14 protein-coding genes and 1 pseudogene are annotated in these 14,757 nt (G+C 70.0%); 8 read left to right on the top strand and 7 right to left on the bottom strand.

Features of this window, described 5'->3' with window-relative positions; all coding sequences use genetic code 11:
- Positions 1-100: 100 nt before the first annotated feature.
- Together prmC and pip are read left to right on the top strand one after the other, a co-directional pair.
- Positions 101-940: a peptide chain release factor N(5)-glutamine methyltransferase gene (prmC, locus tag ACW7G5_RS14015; RefSeq protein WP_457005515.1), complete on the top strand. Its 840-nt coding sequence runs from the start codon at positions 101-103 to the stop codon at positions 938-940.
- Positions 941-1,005: 65 nt separating this feature from the next.
- Complete coding sequence (gene pip / locus ACW7G5_RS14010) at positions 1,006-1,947, top strand: prolyl aminopeptidase (protein ID WP_457005513.1); 942 nt, start codon at positions 1,006-1,008, stop codon at positions 1,945-1,947.
- A 41-nt stretch (positions 1,948-1,988) separates the two neighbouring features.
- Here pip and ACW7G5_RS14005 read toward each other — a convergent pair whose 3' ends face one another.
- Genes ACW7G5_RS14005 through ACW7G5_RS13995 form a run of 3 tightly spaced genes read right to left on the bottom strand, consistent with a single transcriptional unit; the run spans position 1,989 to position 4,108 of the window.
- Positions 1,989-2,555, bottom strand: coding sequence for an NUDIX hydrolase (locus ACW7G5_RS14005; RefSeq protein ID WP_457005511.1), 567 nt, complete (start codon positions 2,553-2,555; stop codon positions 1,989-1,991).
- A gap of 9 nt (positions 2,556-2,564) precedes the next feature.
- Entirely contained in the window at positions 2,565-3,506 is a 942-nt protein-coding gene (locus tag ACW7G5_RS14000) for a 5'-3' exonuclease (RefSeq protein ID WP_457005509.1), read from the bottom strand.
- On the bottom strand, positions 3,488-4,108 hold the full coding sequence (locus ACW7G5_RS13995; RefSeq protein WP_457005507.1) for a nitroreductase family protein: 621 nt from the start codon (positions 4,106-4,108) through the stop codon (positions 3,488-3,490). The genes ACW7G5_RS14000 and ACW7G5_RS13995 overlap by 19 nt, the downstream gene beginning before the upstream one ends.
- Before the next feature lie 50 nt (positions 4,109-4,158).
- On the opposite strand from ACW7G5_RS13995, the gene ACW7G5_RS13990 reads away from it, so the two are divergent.
- Together ACW7G5_RS13990 and ACW7G5_RS13985 are read left to right on the top strand one after the other, a co-directional pair.
- Complete coding sequence (locus ACW7G5_RS13990) at positions 4,159-6,642, top strand: DUF1631 family protein (protein WP_457005505.1); 2,484 nt, start codon at positions 4,159-4,161, stop codon at positions 6,640-6,642.
- A 496-nt stretch (positions 6,643-7,138) separates the two neighbouring features.
- A complete protein-coding gene (locus ACW7G5_RS13985; RefSeq protein ID WP_457005504.1) occupies positions 7,139-8,233 on the top strand; it encodes an NAD(P) transhydrogenase subunit alpha in 1,095 nt (364 codons plus the stop codon).
- Positions 8,234-8,315: 82 nt separating this feature from the next.
- Here ACW7G5_RS13985 and ACW7G5_RS13980 read toward each other — a convergent pair whose 3' ends face one another.
- The 3 genes from ACW7G5_RS13980 to ACW7G5_RS13970 are packed head-to-tail and all read right to left on the bottom strand — an operon-like array spanning position 8,316 to position 9,729.
- Positions 8,316-8,768, bottom strand: coding sequence for a DUF3106 domain-containing protein (locus ACW7G5_RS13980; protein WP_457005502.1), 453 nt, complete (start codon positions 8,766-8,768; stop codon positions 8,316-8,318).
- Between the two features lie 5 nt (positions 8,769-8,773).
- On the bottom strand, positions 8,774-9,157 hold the full coding sequence (locus ACW7G5_RS13975; RefSeq protein WP_457005500.1) for a hypothetical protein: 384 nt from the start codon (positions 9,155-9,157) through the stop codon (positions 8,774-8,776).
- The gene (locus tag ACW7G5_RS13970; protein ID WP_457005612.1) at positions 9,154-9,729 is read right to left on the bottom strand and encodes an RNA polymerase sigma factor; all 576 of its coding nucleotides are present in this window, start codon (positions 9,727-9,729) and stop codon (positions 9,154-9,156) included. The genes ACW7G5_RS13975 and ACW7G5_RS13970 overlap by 4 nt, the downstream gene beginning before the upstream one ends.
- 163 nt (positions 9,730-9,892) lie before the next feature.
- Between ACW7G5_RS13970 and ACW7G5_RS13965 the strand changes: the two genes are divergently transcribed.
- The gene (locus ACW7G5_RS13965; RefSeq protein WP_457005498.1) at positions 9,893-10,207 is read left to right on the top strand and encodes an NAD(P) transhydrogenase subunit alpha; all 315 of its coding nucleotides are present in this window, start codon (positions 9,893-9,895) and stop codon (positions 10,205-10,207) included.
- Positions 10,204-11,601, top strand: a complete 1,398-nt coding sequence (locus ACW7G5_RS13960) for an NAD(P)(+) transhydrogenase (Re/Si-specific) subunit beta (protein WP_457005496.1) — start codon at positions 10,204-10,206, stop codon at positions 11,599-11,601. The genes ACW7G5_RS13965 and ACW7G5_RS13960 overlap by 4 nt, the downstream gene beginning before the upstream one ends.
- Positions 11,602-11,691: 90 nt before the next feature.
- Here ACW7G5_RS13960 and ACW7G5_RS13955 read toward each other — a convergent pair whose 3' ends face one another.
- Positions 11,692-12,099, bottom strand: a complete 408-nt coding sequence (locus tag ACW7G5_RS13955) for a hypothetical protein (RefSeq protein WP_457005494.1) — start codon at positions 12,097-12,099, stop codon at positions 11,692-11,694.
- 89 nt (positions 12,100-12,188) lie between these two features.
- On the opposite strand from ACW7G5_RS13955, the gene sufT reads away from it, so the two are divergent.
- Positions 12,189-12,740, top strand: a complete 552-nt coding sequence (sufT, locus tag ACW7G5_RS13950) for a putative Fe-S cluster assembly protein SufT (RefSeq protein WP_457005492.1) — start codon at positions 12,189-12,191, stop codon at positions 12,738-12,740.
- Positions 12,741-13,008: 268 nt separating this feature from the next.
- Positions 13,009-14,733 (top strand): annotated as a pseudogene (locus tag ACW7G5_RS13945) (S8 family peptidase); the annotation flags it as partial.
- Between the last annotated feature and the right edge of the window lie 24 nt (positions 14,734-14,757).

The raw sequence follows: 14,757 nt of genomic DNA, 5'->3' as shown, positions 1-14,757 counted from the left end.
GGTGGGGAAGACACCGGCAGCTGCCGGACAACGGACATGTTAGGCGTGGCCTATCAATTCGTGAAGTTGATTATAATGATTCAATCGATAGGTGTGGCCTATGGAAACCGGACGCAGTGTTTCAGAATGCCTCGACGCAGCGCGCGTCCGGGTGGATCCAGCCGAGGCGACCCTGCTTTTGCAGGAAGTGCTGGGGCGCGGCGCGGCCTGGCTTTATGCCCATGGCGAAGCCACTTTGGCGCCCGGACAGGCTGCGCGCTTCCAGGCGCTGGTTGCGCGCCGCGCGGCCGGCGAGCCCGTGGCTTATCTGTTGGGCCGGCGCGGATTCTGGACCCTCGACCTTGCCGTGACGCCGGACACCCTGATCCCGCGGCCCGAGACCGAACTGCTGGTCGAGGAGGCCCTGGCACGGCTGGACCCCGCGGCGCCCCTGCGCGTGGCCGACCTGGGTACGGGCAGCGGCGCGATCGCGCTCTCGATCGCCAGCGAGCGCCCGCAGGCATGCGTGATCGCCACCGACCGCAGCGAGGCGGCGCTGGTGGTGGCGCGCGCCAACGCGGCCGGCAACGGTCTGGAGCACCGGGTCGAGTTCCGCAGCGGTGACTGGTTCGGGCCGTTGGCCGGCGAGCGATTCGACCTGATCGCGAGCAACCCGCCCTACATCGCCGAACACGATCCGCATCTGGAACAGGGTGACCTGCGCTACGAGCCGCCTTTGGCGCTGGCCTCCGGTGCAGACGGCCTGGACGCGATCCGGACCCTCACCGCGACGGCCCCTCGGCACCTTGCCGCCGGCGGCTGGCTGCTGCTTGAGCACGGCCATGACCAGGGTGCCGCAGTGCGTGCGCTGCTGGTCGCGGCCGGCTTCGAGCAGGTCGCTACGGTGGCCGACCTCGAAGGGCGCGATCGGGTCGGCGTGGGGCGCCGGCCGGCGGGCTGACCGGGCGGGATGCACGGGCCCGGCTGGTAGACTGGCCCGGTTATCCCGCACGAGGCCGCATCCGCATGCGCACGCTGTACCCCGAGATCGAACCTTTCGACACCGGCACCCTCCGCGTCGACGACCGCCACGTCCTCTATTACGAGCAGTGCGGCAATCCCGAAGGCAAGCCGGTGGTGCTGCTGCACGGCGGCCCGGGCGGCGGCTGCACCGACAAGATGCGCCGTTTCCACGATCCGGCGAAGTACCGCATCGTGCTGTTCGACCAGCGCGGCTCCGGGCGCTCCACCCCGCATGCCGACCTCGTCGACAACACCACCTGGCACCTGGTGGCCGACATCGAACTGCTGCGCGCGCAGCTCGGCATCGACCGCTGGCAGGTATTCGGCGGCTCCTGGGGCTCGACGCTCGCGCTGGCCTACGCGCAGAGCCATGCGAAGCAGGTCACCGAACTCGTGCTGCGCGGCATCTTCATGCTGCGCCGCTGGGAGCTGGAGTGGTTCTACCAGGAAGGTGCCTCGCGGCTGTTCCCGGAGGCTTGGCAGCACTACATCGGCGCCATCCCGGAAAGCGAGCGCGGCGACCTGATCGCGGCCTTCCACCGCCGCCTGACCTCCGACGACGAAGCCACCCGCCTGGCCGCGGCGCGCGCCTGGAGCGTGTGGGAGGCGGCGACCAGCTTCCTGCACATCGATCCCGGCTTCATGTCCGACCACGAGGACCCGCAGTTCGCGCTGGCCTTCGCCCGGATCGAGAACCACTATTTCACCAACGCCGGCTTCTTCGAGTGCGACGACCAGCTGCTGCGTGATGCCTACCGGATGGTCGACATCCCCGGCGTGATCGTGCACGGCCGCTACGACGTGGTCTGCCCGATCCAGAACGCCTGGGACCTGCACCAGGTGTGGCCCAAGGCCGAGCTGGTGGTCACCCCGGCGTCGGGGCATTCGGCCTTCGAGCCGGAGACCGTCGACGCCCTGGTGCAGGCGACCGATCGCTTCGCCTGACCCCGTTCCATTCCCCGCCCGCGTGGGCGGGGCCGGCACGCTCAGGCCTTCGAGCCGTCCGGGTTGTGTTCGATCATCCACAGCCCGGCCCACAGCTTGAGGTCCAGTTCGTAGCCCTCGGCATGCTTCTGCATCAGCCACGCGGGCGCGGTCGCGCGCGGAATGGCGTGGACGGTGATCTGCTCGTCGTCGACACCGCCGCCATCGCCGACCTTGCGCAGCTCGAGCGCGCGGGCAAAGGCGATGCGTTCATTGCTCATGCCAGATGAAGTCGGGCCGACCAGCAGCACGTCGATGCGCCCCGCGTCCCAGCCGGTTTCCTCGATCAGCTCACGGCGCGCGGCGGACTCCAGGGTGTCGCCCTCGTCGTCGTCGCCGACCAGCCCGGCCGGCATCTCGATCGTGCGTGCGCCGAGCGGCACCCGGTACTGCTCGACGAACAGCACGTCGTCGTCCGGCGTCACAGCGATCACCAGCACCGCCAGGCCGTCCTTGCCGTGCGTGCGCTCGCAGGACTCCCAGTGGCCGCGCTTGACCATGCGCAGCCATTCGCCCTTGTAGAGGATCTCGGGTTCGTCCGTGGCCGCCTGGCGGCTGTCGTTGTCCATGCCTTGATCCTAACCCCGTGGGGTGGCGGTGGTGGAGGTGTCGCCCACCGCATCCAGCCGTCGCCGCGTCATCGGTCCGAAGCCGAGCGCGTCGGCGAAGGCGGACACGGCGCCTGGATCGGGCAGCGTGCGTGCGAAGGGCGGCACGGCGTCGGCCAGGGGCGCATCGCAGGAGATCGTCGACAGCTGCCGGCAGAGCAGGGCCTGCTCGCGATGTTCGCGCAGACGCGCGGCCACCTGCGCTGCGCCGCGCAGGCGCAGGAATGCGACCTCGTCGATGCGTTCCAGGAGGATGTCCAGGCTGCCGAAATGCCCCAGCAGCACCGCCGCGGTCTTGCTGCCGATGCCGGGAACGCCCGGGATGTTGTCTACCGCATCGCCGCACAGCGCGAGGAAATCGGCGACCTGGTGGGCATGCACGCCCTGCCGCGCCTTGACCCCGCCCGCGCCCCAGCGCTGGCCGCGGGCGTAGTCCCACTGTTCGTCACCCTCTTCGAGCAGCTGCGACAGGTCCTTGTCCGCGGACACGATCACGCCCCGGTAACCGTCGCCGCGGGCCTGCACCAGGGCGCTGCCGATGAGGTCGTCGGCTTCGTATTCGCGGTGCGCAAGGATGGGCAGGCCGAGCGCTGCGCACAGCGACTTGCAGTAGGCGAACTGGCGCTTGAGTTCGGCCGGCGCCGGGGCGCGATTGGCCTTGTAGGCCGGGTACAGCGCGTTGCGGAAGCAGGAGTCCAGGGCCTCGTCGAAGGCGATTGCGATGTGCCGCGGGCGCTCGCGCTCCAGCAGGTCGAGCAGGAAGCGGGCGAAGCCGTGCACCGCGTTGGTCGGCCAGCCGTCGGCGTCGTGGAAACCGTCGGCCGGCATCGAGTGCCAGGCCCGGAACACGTACAGGCTGGCGTCGACCAGGTACAGCGGGGGCGCCGGCGTGCTCACGCCGGCGGGGTCCACTCTTGCAGCAGCGCGACCGGGTCCGGCCGCTCGCGCTCGCGCGCTTCGGACTGCGGGCTGCCGACGTGGATGAAGCCGGCGATGCGTTCGTCCGCGCCGAGCCCGAGCAGGGCACGCACTTCCGGGTCGTAGGCCGGCCAGCCGGTGAGCCAGGTGGCGCCGAAGCCCAGCCCCTGTGCGGCCTGCAGCAGGGCGAAGCAGGTGCAGCCGGCGGTGAGCAGGCGTTCCTGCTCCGGTATTGCGTCGTCGCCGGGATCCAGGACCGCAACCACCACGAGCACCAGCGGCGCGTGCGAAAAGCGGGCGCGATCCTTGGCGGCCGCGGCGTCGCCGGCAACGGGGCGCAAGCGCAGGCCACGGTCGGCGACCGCTTCCCCCAGCGCATGGCGTGCGTCGCCTGTGATTGCCAGGAAACGGAACGGCACGCGCTTGCCGTGATCAGGCACGCGCACGGCCGAGGCGAGCATGCGCTGCAGCGTGGCGGCATCCGGGCCGGGCTCGGCGAGTTGCCTGGCGGGCACCGAGCGCCGTGCGTCCAGGGCCTGCAGGAAGAAAGGGGCGGGGCTATTTGAGATTGCAGTCACAGACTTGGAAGGCTCCATTCAGGGATGGTAGGTGTGGGTGCATCCCCCAGCACCGGCCGCATCCCCTGATGATCGCAGAAGAACCTTCCGCCTACCTGTCCAAGACGCGCCACGGCTCGCTGCGCGACCCCGTGCGCCTGTTCGACGCGCTCAGGCGCGAGTCGGTCACCGCGCTGGGCGGAGTGCTGTCGGGCTTCTGGGGCACGATCGAAGAGCAGGTGCGCCTCGAGGCGCTGGCCGGCCATGACTACAGCGGTGCGCAGGACGATCGCATGGCGGTCATGGCGCTCGGACACCGCGCGCTCGACCTGGCCACGCGCTACCGGGAGTCGCTGGAGCGCGAATTCGACGCCTGGCGCAAGCCGCCGGTCGAGCAGGGCGAGGACAAGTCGCTCAGCCTGATGTCGGAAGGCGAACTCGAGATCCACCTCGCCGGCCAGCACACCACCGAGCTTCTCGACCACCAGTTCCTGCATCCGCTGGAGCAGCTTGATGAGCGCCTGCAAGCCCTGGCTGCAGCGCTGGGCGTCGAGGGCAAGCGCGCCAGCCCGGTGCGGCCGACGGCGGCCGTGGCGGCCTTCGTCGGCCTGTTCGGTGCCGAAGACCTCACCCGTGGCCTGCGTCCGCTGGTGTTCAATCATTTCGACAAGCGCCTGCCCGAGGTGCTTGGCGAGCTTTATGAAAAGCTCAACGAGATGCTTGAGGATGCCGGCTTCGGCTTCCAGTCCCGCAGTGGTGCCGGCAGCTCCGGCCGTGGACGGGCGGAGGCCGGTTCGGGTGGTGGCTCCGGTGGTGGCTCCGTCGGTTCGCGTGCTGCCGTCGCAGGGCAGGCCGGGGCAAGGTCCCATGCGGGCGACCCCGGCGAAGGCTGGGTGCCGGATGGCGGCACGGTGGAACACATCGGCGGCGGCCGGGGCGGTGTTGGTGGCGGCAACAACAGCCACGGCCAGGGCCATGGCCTCGGCCACGCCAGCAATGGTGCGACGGGCGGCGCAGGCAATGTCGGCAACGGCAACGGCAACGGTGGCGTCGGCTCTTCGATCGCGGCCGCTGCACATGCCGCGCCCGCCGAAGGTCGTCCTCCGCGCTATCGCGACGTCGTCCGCGAGCAGTTGGCCAGCTGGCGGGCGGCAGGTGCCGCGGATATCGCAGGGGCCGTGGACGATGACGGGTCGCAGCCGGACCAGGCCGTGGACGACGGAGTCGAGGTCCTGCGCACCGAGGACCTGCTGAACGTGGCCCAGATCCTGCAGGGCGATGACACCGCACCCTACGCCAGGGCGCTGGCCGCCAGCGACGCCCGCGAACTGACCCGGGTCATGCGCGAAGCGATCCTCGGCGGCGTGCGCCAGCTGGGTTTCGACGCCGACGCCACCCACTTCAGCGTCGACGAAGAGGACGCGATCGACCTTGTCGGCATGCTCTTCAGCTCCATCAACGACGCCAATGACCTCGAAGACCGGGCGCGCGACTTCTTCGGGCGCCTTGTGGTGCCCTATCTCAAGGTCGCGCTTACCGACGATTCCATGTTCAACCGCCGCAGCCACCCGGCGCGGCGCCTGCTCGACGTGCTGACCGAGGCCTGCGACGGCAACGTCGGCGAAACGCCGCAGGACCGCGAGACCCTGGATCACGCAGAACGTGCGGTTGACCGGGTGGTCGACGAATACGACGACGACCAGGCGATCTTCGAACTCGCCGCCAGCGAGCTGCGCGACCAGCTCGAGCAGCAGCGCCGACGCACCGACCTGGCCGAGAAACGCGCAGGCGAGGCCATCCACGGCCGCGAACGGCTGCAGCAGGCGCGCGCGCACGCCGCCGACCTCGTCGCGTCGCGGCTGTCGGACCGCGCGCTGACCGCGCCGGTGGCACAGTTCCTCGACCGCCACTGGCGCCACCACCTCACCCAGTCCTGGCTGCGCGACGGCGCAGGCACCGCGCGCCACCACCAGGCCATCGCCCTTGGCGACGCCATGGTGCAGGTGGATGCCGACGCCTTCCACGCCCGCGGGCGCGTGGTTGCCGAGCAGCTGCTGGCGCTGCAGGTGCCACTGGGCGAGTGCTATTCCAACTGCGGCATGGACGCCACCGGGGCCCGTGACGCGATGGCGAGGATCATCTCGGCGCTGGGTCTGCCCGACGCGCCGCGCCAGGTCCATCATCCCGAAGCCGCAGTGGACGATGTCGATCCCGGTGCCGACGAGCCGGCGCTGGCCGGCCTGCAACTCGCCGGTGGCACCGATACCCTTGAGTTCGATCCCGAGGTCGCTGCGCGCATGCGCCGGCTCCGGGTGGGGCAGGGCCTTCGGCTGGTGGACGAGGATGGCCATGAAACCGCGGGGCGGATCGCGTGGATCAGCCCGCTGACCGGACGTTTCCTGATCGTCAACCGCCGAGGTGCGCGCAGGATGGTGGTGTCGCCAGAGGAACTCACGGCACTGATCGCCGCGGGCCTGGTGGTGGTGCGTTCGACCGATGCGCCCTTCGACGAAGCCATGCGACAGGTCTGGCAACGCCTCAACCCGAAAAAGCAGGCCGTCGGCGGCAAATAGCCGCCGCGGCGGCTGACGGCAGCGGGTCCGCGTCGCCGCCGAATACGAACGTCTGTGCATCGCTCCGCTCACCGATGCCTATGCCTGGCTCAACGCCGCGCTCGCCAAGGGCGGGTACGCGATTGATGGTGCCAGCACGGGTGCGGCCCTGCTCGCACAGGGCGTGCGCATGGCTGGCGTCCCGGCCTGGCCCGGACACGAAGCGCTGGAGCCGGTGGCGTCCTCGTGGCGCCGGGGCGGAGGCAGCGACGCCGCGCATGGCGCCGGGTGCGGTCTGGTCCTGCGTCAGCGCATGGGCCGGCCGCTGGCTGGTGCAGGGCAGCGAGGGCCGCGGACGAACTGGATGCGGCCCTCGCTGCCGGGCACCTGCTGGCGAGGCCGGTGGAAGCCGTGCTGCGCGAACTGGCGGGCGCCGCGCAGCCGGACTGAAGGCGGTGCATCGCGCACGCCCGGGACATTCGCTAGGATGGGCCGGAGCGGACACCGGGGAGCGGGCATGGCAGTAGGCATTGGAGTTGCGCGCGAAACCGCGCCCGGTGAGCGAAGGGTCGCCTTGACCCCGGAAACCTGCAAAAAGCTGGTCGCCGCCGGCGCAACCGTCACCATCGAGCGCGGCCTCGGCGCGCTGGCGCATTTTCCCGACGCCGCCTATGCCGCCGCCGGCGCCACGCTGGTCGACGATACCGCGGCCGCCCTGTCCGGTGCCGATCTGGTGCTCTGCGTGCAGGCGCCGCCAACGGCGGTATTGGCGACGCTGCGCGAGGGCGCGGCGATCATCGGCCAGCTGCAGCCCGACGCCGACCAGCCGCGCGCCGACGCCATCCGCGCGCGGGGCCTGGTTGCTTTCCCGTTGGAACGGCTGCCGCGCACCACGCGCGCGCAGGCCATGGACATCCTCAGCTCGCAGGCCGGCATGGCCGGCTACAAGGCGGTGCTGATCGCCGCCCAGCTGGCGCCGCGCTTCTTCCCGATGCTCACTACCGCGGCCGGCACCATCCGTCCCTCGAAGCTGCTGGTGGTCGGCGCCGGCGTGGCCGGATTGCAGGCCGTGGCCACCGCGCGCCGGCTGGGTGCGCAGGTCGAGTGCTTCGACGTGCGCCCGGAGACGCGCGAGCAGATCGAATCGCTGGGCGGCCGCTTCCTCGACCTTGGCGTGAGTGCGGCGGGCGAGGGCGGCTACGCGCGTGCGCTGACCGATGAGGAACGCGCCGAGCAGCAGCGTCGCCTGGGCGAGCACCTGCGCAACATCGATGTCATCGTCTGCACCGCCGCGGTGCCCGGTCGCCCGGCACCGAAGATCATTACCGCGGACATGGTCGCGGGCATGGCGCCGGGCAGCGTGATCGTGGACCTCGCCGCCGAAACCGGCGGCAACTGCGAGCTGACCCGCCCGGGTGAAACCGTGGATGCCGGTGGCGTCACCGTGGCCGGGCCGCTGAACCTGGCCAGCAGCGGCGCGCTGCATGCCAGCGAGATGTTCGCGCGCAACGCGTACAACTTCGCCAGCCTGCTGGTGTCGGAAGGTGCGATGACGTTCGACTGGGACGACGAGCTGCTGGCCAAGACCGTCTGGCCACCCCGCGACGCCTGAACAACCGGCTTGTGTGCGCCGCCATTCGCGTGTGGGAGCGGCCATGGCCGCGACTCCATCCCGCGTGCAGCTACCCTGGTTTTCAGCGCTCCCGCGACCGCTCCGGCGGTGCCGGATTGATCTTCACCCAAGCTCGGCGCTGCTCCGGGCTCATCGCCTTCCACTGCGTGCGGAGCGCCTCGCGCTCGGCCTCGGGCAGGGCCTTCATGCGCGAGTAGAGCGCGCGCATCGCTTCGCGCTTTTCAGGTTCCATCTGCTGCCAGCGGTGGGCGCCGCGGCGTGCGCGCTCGCGCTGCCCGGGGTCCATCTCCTGCCAGCGCTCGGCATGGGACAGCATGTGGGCGCGCTTTTCGGGATGGTCGTTCCAGCGCTGGCGCATGGGCGCGACCAGGGTCTCGCGCTGGGCGGTCGTGAGTTCGTCCCAGGCGGGCAGCGCCGCGGCGGGCTGTGCCGGCTGCGCCACCGCCGGCAGGGCGGTGGCCAGGGCCAGGGCCAGCAGGGCAGCGGCGATCGATCGGGTGCGGAAGTTCGGCACGGTCATCACTCCATGGCCAGGATCAGGCTGTCCTGGGCTGCGAGCCACAGGTACAGGTCGGGGTCTTCGTCGAGCGTGGCGAAGCTTTCCTCGTAGTCCGCCGCCTGCACCGCCTCGGCAGCCGAGGCCAGCGCCGGAACGTCGCCGTCCGCGGGCAGGAACGACGGCTCGGGCTGGCGCAGGCCGATGGCGAGTGCGAACACGGCGGTCGCCGTGGCGGCCGCGGCCAGCCACCAACCCCTGCTGCCACCGCGGCTGGCCGGCGCACGCGCCGCGGCCTCACGGCGGATGCGCAGCTGGTAAGTGGTGCGCGAGGGCACCTGTTCGACGGCGCGCGCGTGCAGCAGGCGCATCCTGCGGTCGAAATCGTCGTGGCGCGGGTCGTTCATCGGAAATCCTCCAATCGCTTCTGCAGCGCGATGCGTGCGCGTGACAGGTGTGTCTTGACCGAGCCTTCGCCGCAGCCCATGACGCGGGCGGTCGTCGCCACGTCGAGCTCCTCCAGCACGCGCAGGGTGAAGGCCTCGCGCTGGCGCCGGGGCAGGTCGCGCAGCGCCGCAACCAGTTCTCCGTAGGCCTCCTGGCCGTCGTGGCTGCGGGACGGGTCCGGTTCGTCGCCGGCCCATTCCACCCCCGCCTCCTGGCGCTCGTCGGCGGAGGTCATCCAGCCCAGGCGCAGCGTGCGCCGGCGCTGCGTGTCGACGATCCGGCTGCGCAGGATCGTCCAGAACAGCGGCGTCCATTCCTGCGCCGGGCGGTCGCGGTAGCCCAGCATCCTGATCATGGCGTCCTGCAGCGCATCCATCGCGTCCTCGCGGTGGCGCAGGCCGGCCTCGGCAAAGCGGAAGGCGCGCGCGGCGATGCCGTCGAGGAAGCCCTCGAGGGTCTCGGCATCGCCGGCCGCCTTGACGGGCGGCACGACGGCCGTGGCGGCGGCATCGGCAGGCATGCCGTCCAGCATAGCCACCCCGGTGCCGCTGCGATGCACTTGTACGCTGCCGTCCATCCACCTGCATCCAATGGGATCGGCATTGACAACGCACGTCGCGGCCCGTGGTTGACAACCGTGGCGGCGGCGGCCCGGACGGTTATGATCGGGACGGGCAGTTCCGGGGAGAGCACGCATGGCCGATGGATTCGTGGCGCTGTACATCTTCATGCTGGCGGCGATCGCCGGGCATGTGATCATTTCGCGCGTGCCGGTCATCCTGCATACGCCGCTGATGTCGGGTTCCAACTTCATCCACGGCATCGTGCTGATCGGCGCAATGGTCGTGCTGGGACACGCCGACACCACGTTGGAGAAGGCGATCGGATTCGTTGCGGTGATGATGGGTGCCGGCAATGCCGCCGGTGGCTACGTCGTCACCGAGCGCATGTTGGAGATGTTCAAGCCCAGCGGAAAGGGGAAGGCCGGCGGCAAGGGGGGCGGCGCATGAGCGGCCAGGAGATCTTGCTGCTGGTGATCAAGGCCAGCTACCTGGTCGCCGCCACGCTGTTCCTGCTTGGAATGCAGCGCATGGCCTCGCCGCGCACCGCGCGCAGCGGCATCCAGTGGGCTGGCGTCGGCATGGTGCTGGCGACCCTGGTCACCTTCTTCATCCCGGGGCTGCAAAATGTCGCGCTGATGGTGGTCGCGCTCCTGCTGGGCACGGTGCTGGCCTGGGTCTCGGGCAAGAAGGTCGCGATCACCGACATGCCGCAGATGGTGGCCATGTACAACGGCCTCGGCGGCGGCTCGGCGGCGGCGATCGGCGCGGTCGAGCTGCTGCGCTGGACGGACGCGGGCCAGGCACCCGGCGTGGTGGTGCCGGTGCTGGCGGTGCTGGGCGCGCTGATCGGCTCGGTGGCGCTGACGGGTTCGGTGGTCGCTTGGGCCAAGCTCGACGGGCGCATGGACAAGCGCTACAGCTTCCCTGGCATGCAGCTGTTCAACGCCGCGGTGTTCGTGGCCGCGCTTGTGCTTGGCGGCATGCTGGTGCATTCGCTGGGCGTGCCCCTGGTGGTGGCGTTCTTCGTCGCCGCGCTGGCGCTGGGCGTGTTGATGACCCTGCCCATCGGCGGCGCCGACATGCCGGTGGTGATTTCGCTGTACAACGCGCTGACCGGGCTGGCGGTGGCCTTCGAGGGCTACGTGCTCGGCAACGAGGCGCTGATCATCGCCGGCACCATGGTCGGTGCCGCCGGCATGCTGCTGACCCGGCTGATGGCCAAGGCCATGAACCGTTCGATCGGCAGCGTCCTGTTCTCGAGCTTCGGTGCCACCGGCGAAGCCGCGGAGATCACCGGCAGCCAGAAGCCGATCGAGGCCGCCGACGTCGCCGCGATGATGGCCTACGCCGAGCGCGTGGTGATCGTGCCCGGCTACGGCATGGCCGTGGCCCAGGCGCAGCACAAGATCTGGGAGCTGAGCCAGCGCCTGATCGAGCGCGGGGTGAAGGTGAAGTTCGCGATCCATCCGGTCGCGGGGCGCATGCCCGGGCACATGAACGTGCTGCTGGCCGAGGCCGGCGTGCCCTACGACCTGATCACCGACATGGACGACATCAACCCCGAGTTCAAGAACACCGACGTCAGTCTGGTGATCGGCGCCAATGACGTGGTCAACCCGGTGGCCAAGACCGACCCGGCCAGCCCCATCTACGGCATGCCGATACTCGACGTGGTCGATTCGAAGAACACCATCGTGATCAAGCGCGGGAAGGGCAAGGGCTTCGCGGGCATCGAAAACGCGCTGTTCTATGCGGACAACACGCGCATGCTTTACGGCGACGGCTCGGAGATGGCCAGCGCCCTGGTCAGCGAACTCAAGGCGCTCGACGGCGGCCACTGAGGACGCGGCGTCAAAAAGGCCGGTGTCGATGGGCCGCGGGAGCGGACACCGGGACCGCAGGTGGGTGGGCTGGGGCGCCGAGTGCCCCGGTCAGCGGCTTGCGACTGCGGCCACCACCATCCCCGCGGCCAGCCAGGCCAGCGCAACCGCATCGTTGGCCATCCGTGCCAGCAGCCAGGCGTGATCGAACCCGAGCTTGCCCATCGACGCCCACGGCGCCAGGCCAAGCATGCGCCCGACCTCGGTGGCGATGATCCCCCAGTTCGCGAGGACAATTGTCAGCGCCGTGGCCAGCACGCCCCAGAGTGCGCGGGCAAGGCCCGGGCGTTGCCGGCCCATGCGCAGCAGCAGCGCGGCGTCCAGCGCCGCGACCACCGCCATCCAGCTGCACTGGCGGCCGGTGGCCTGGGCGACGAGCACCCAGGCCGCTGCGATGCCGATGCTTCCGGCCAGCGCCAGTGCCAGCGCCGCGACGGGCCGGGATCGGGGTGGGGGCATGGAACAGAGCGCCTTGCGGGGTGGTACAGGATAGCGCCCCGCGCGGCGGTAGAATGGTGGACCCGCACCGGAACGTCGCGAGCACCCACATGTATTCCCGCAACAGTGAACCCGTCCGCCTGGAGCGCGACTGCGCCGCAGTGCTCGTTCCGCAGGGCGACGAGGTCACCCTGCCCGCCGGCAGCGTGGGCTACATCACCCAGGCCTTGGGCGGCAGTTTCACGATCTTCGTCGAGGGCAACCTGTTCCGCATCGCCGGGGAGGACGCCGACGCCATCGGCAAGGAGCCGCCGCAGCCGCTGGAGCTGGAAGAGGGCGCCGACGACGCCGAGGTCGAGCGCCTGGTGTGGTCGCAGATGCGGACCTGCTTCGATCCGGAGATCCCGATCAACATCGTCGATCTTGGCCTGGTCTACGAGGCCAAGGTGACCCATCGCGACGACGGCCAGCGCCTGGTCGAGGTGAGCATGACCCTGACCGCACCCGGCTGCGGCATGGGCGACATCCTGGTGGACGACGTCCGCAACAAGCTGGAGATGATCCCGACCGTTGTCGAGGCCGACGTCGAGCTGGTGTTCGACCCGCCGTGGACCCGGCACATGATGTCCGAGGCCGCGCGCCTGGAAACCGGAATGTTCTGATCCGGACGGCGAGCGCAAGGCCCGTCCCTCCTGTTTCCACATATAAATTCCTGAACTGTGACCGGTGGCGCATGTGGTGCTGCCGATTGCGTCCTGTTTCCGCTTGCGTGGCAGCGCGAGTGTCGCTTAGCGTCACTTTGCGGACGAAAAGCGTCAGTCCGTTTCGCGTCCGGCGGTTGCCACAACGGGGAGGGGATTCCCGGAACGGTGCCCTGCCGGCCTCCACGCCGCCAAGTGCGGCACGCCTACCGCTCCGGGAAAACCACTCATGACCGACGAAAAGCTCCGCCGCGCGCGTTTGCACGCCCTCGCGCTTGCAACGACCGTGGCCCTGGTCTCTCTGGCCGCCGCACCCGCACTTGCCACAGAGCGCATCAACCTCAGTGGTCTGCAGGCTTCGGAACAGCACGATCGCTTCATCATCAAATATGTCGACGGCAGCCCCGAGCAGGCCAGCGCGAAGCAACGCGATGCCGCCCTCAAGTCGGCCGCCGGCATGCTGCCCGCAGGCGCACGGGGCGCGCCGCTCATGCTGCGCCACGAGCGCCGCATGGCGGTGGGAGCCGAAGTCATCACCACCAGCCGCAAGCTCGACCGCGTCGAGGCCGAGAGCCTGATGCGCCAGGTCGCGGCCAATCCCAACGTTGAATATGTCGAGGTCGACAAGCTCAACAAGCTGGTCATGACCCCCAACGACACCCATTTCAGCCAGCAGTGGGGCTATGGCACCGGTTCCGGCGGCATCCGCGCCACCCAGGCCTGGGATACCACCAGCGGCGCGGGCGCCGTGGTTGCGGTGCTCGATACCGGCATCACCAACCACAGCGACCTCAACGCCAACGTGTTGCCCGGTTACGACTTCATCTCCTCGGCGTCGGTCGGCGGCGACGGCAACGGCCGTGACAACGACGCCAGCGATCCCGGCGACTACTCCGGCGGCTATGCGTCCAGCTGGCACGGCACCCACGTTGCCGGAACGGTGGCGGCGGTGACCAACAACGCCAAGGGCGTGGCCGGCACCGCGTACGGTGCCAAGATCGTCCCGGTGCGCGTGCTCGGTCGCGGCGGCGGTTACGACTCCGACATCGCCGATGCGGTGATCTGGGCCTCGGGCGGTTCGGTCAGCGGCGTGCCCGCCAATGCCAACCCGGCGGAAGCCATCAACCTCAGCCTTGGCGGCTCGGGCAGCTGCGGCAGCGCCATGCAGAGCGCCATCAACGGCGCGGTCGGCCGCGGCACCACCATCGTGATCGCGGCGGGCAACAGCAACGCCAACACCTCGGGCTTCTCGCCGGCCAACTGTAGCAACGTCATCGCCGTGGGCTCGATCACCAGCAGCGGCGCACGCTCGAGCTTCTCCAACTACGGCGCCATCGTCGACATCGCAGCGCCGGGCTCGAACATCTATTCCACGCTCAATACCGGTAGCCAGGGACCGGGCAGCGAGAGCTATGCCAGCTACGACGGTACCTCGATGGCGGCGCCACACGTGGCCGGCGTGGTCGCGCTGATCCAGTCGGTGTCCAACCCGGCCAAGACCCCGGCCCAGGTGGAGGCGTTGATCAAGAGCACGGCGAGGGCCTTCCCGAACACGCCGTCGCAGCCGATCGGTGCCGGCATCGTCAACGCCAAGGCGGCGGTGGACGCGGCGGCAGGCGGTGGTGGCGGGGATCCCGGTGGCCCGGGCGACAACGAGCTTGCGAACGGCACGCCGGTGACCGGGATTTCCGGTGGCTCCGGCAGCACCCAGTACTGGACGATCACGGTTCCCGCGGGCGCCACCAACCTCAACATCGCCACCAGCGGCGGCAGCGGTGACCTCGACCTCTACGTGCGCCGGGGCTCGCAGCCGACCACATCGACCTATGACTGCCGCCCCTACCGCTCCGGAAACGCAGAGAGCTGCAGCTTCGCCGCGCCGCAGGCAGGCACGTACCACGTGATGCTGCGTGGGTATTCGGCGTTCTCGGGCGTCACCCTCAGCGGCAGCTACAGCACCGGTGGCGGCGGTGGCGGC

It is taken from the genome of Luteimonas sp. A501, from assembly GCF_054052085.1.
This window is presented reverse-complemented; position numbering and strand designations above follow the sequence as displayed.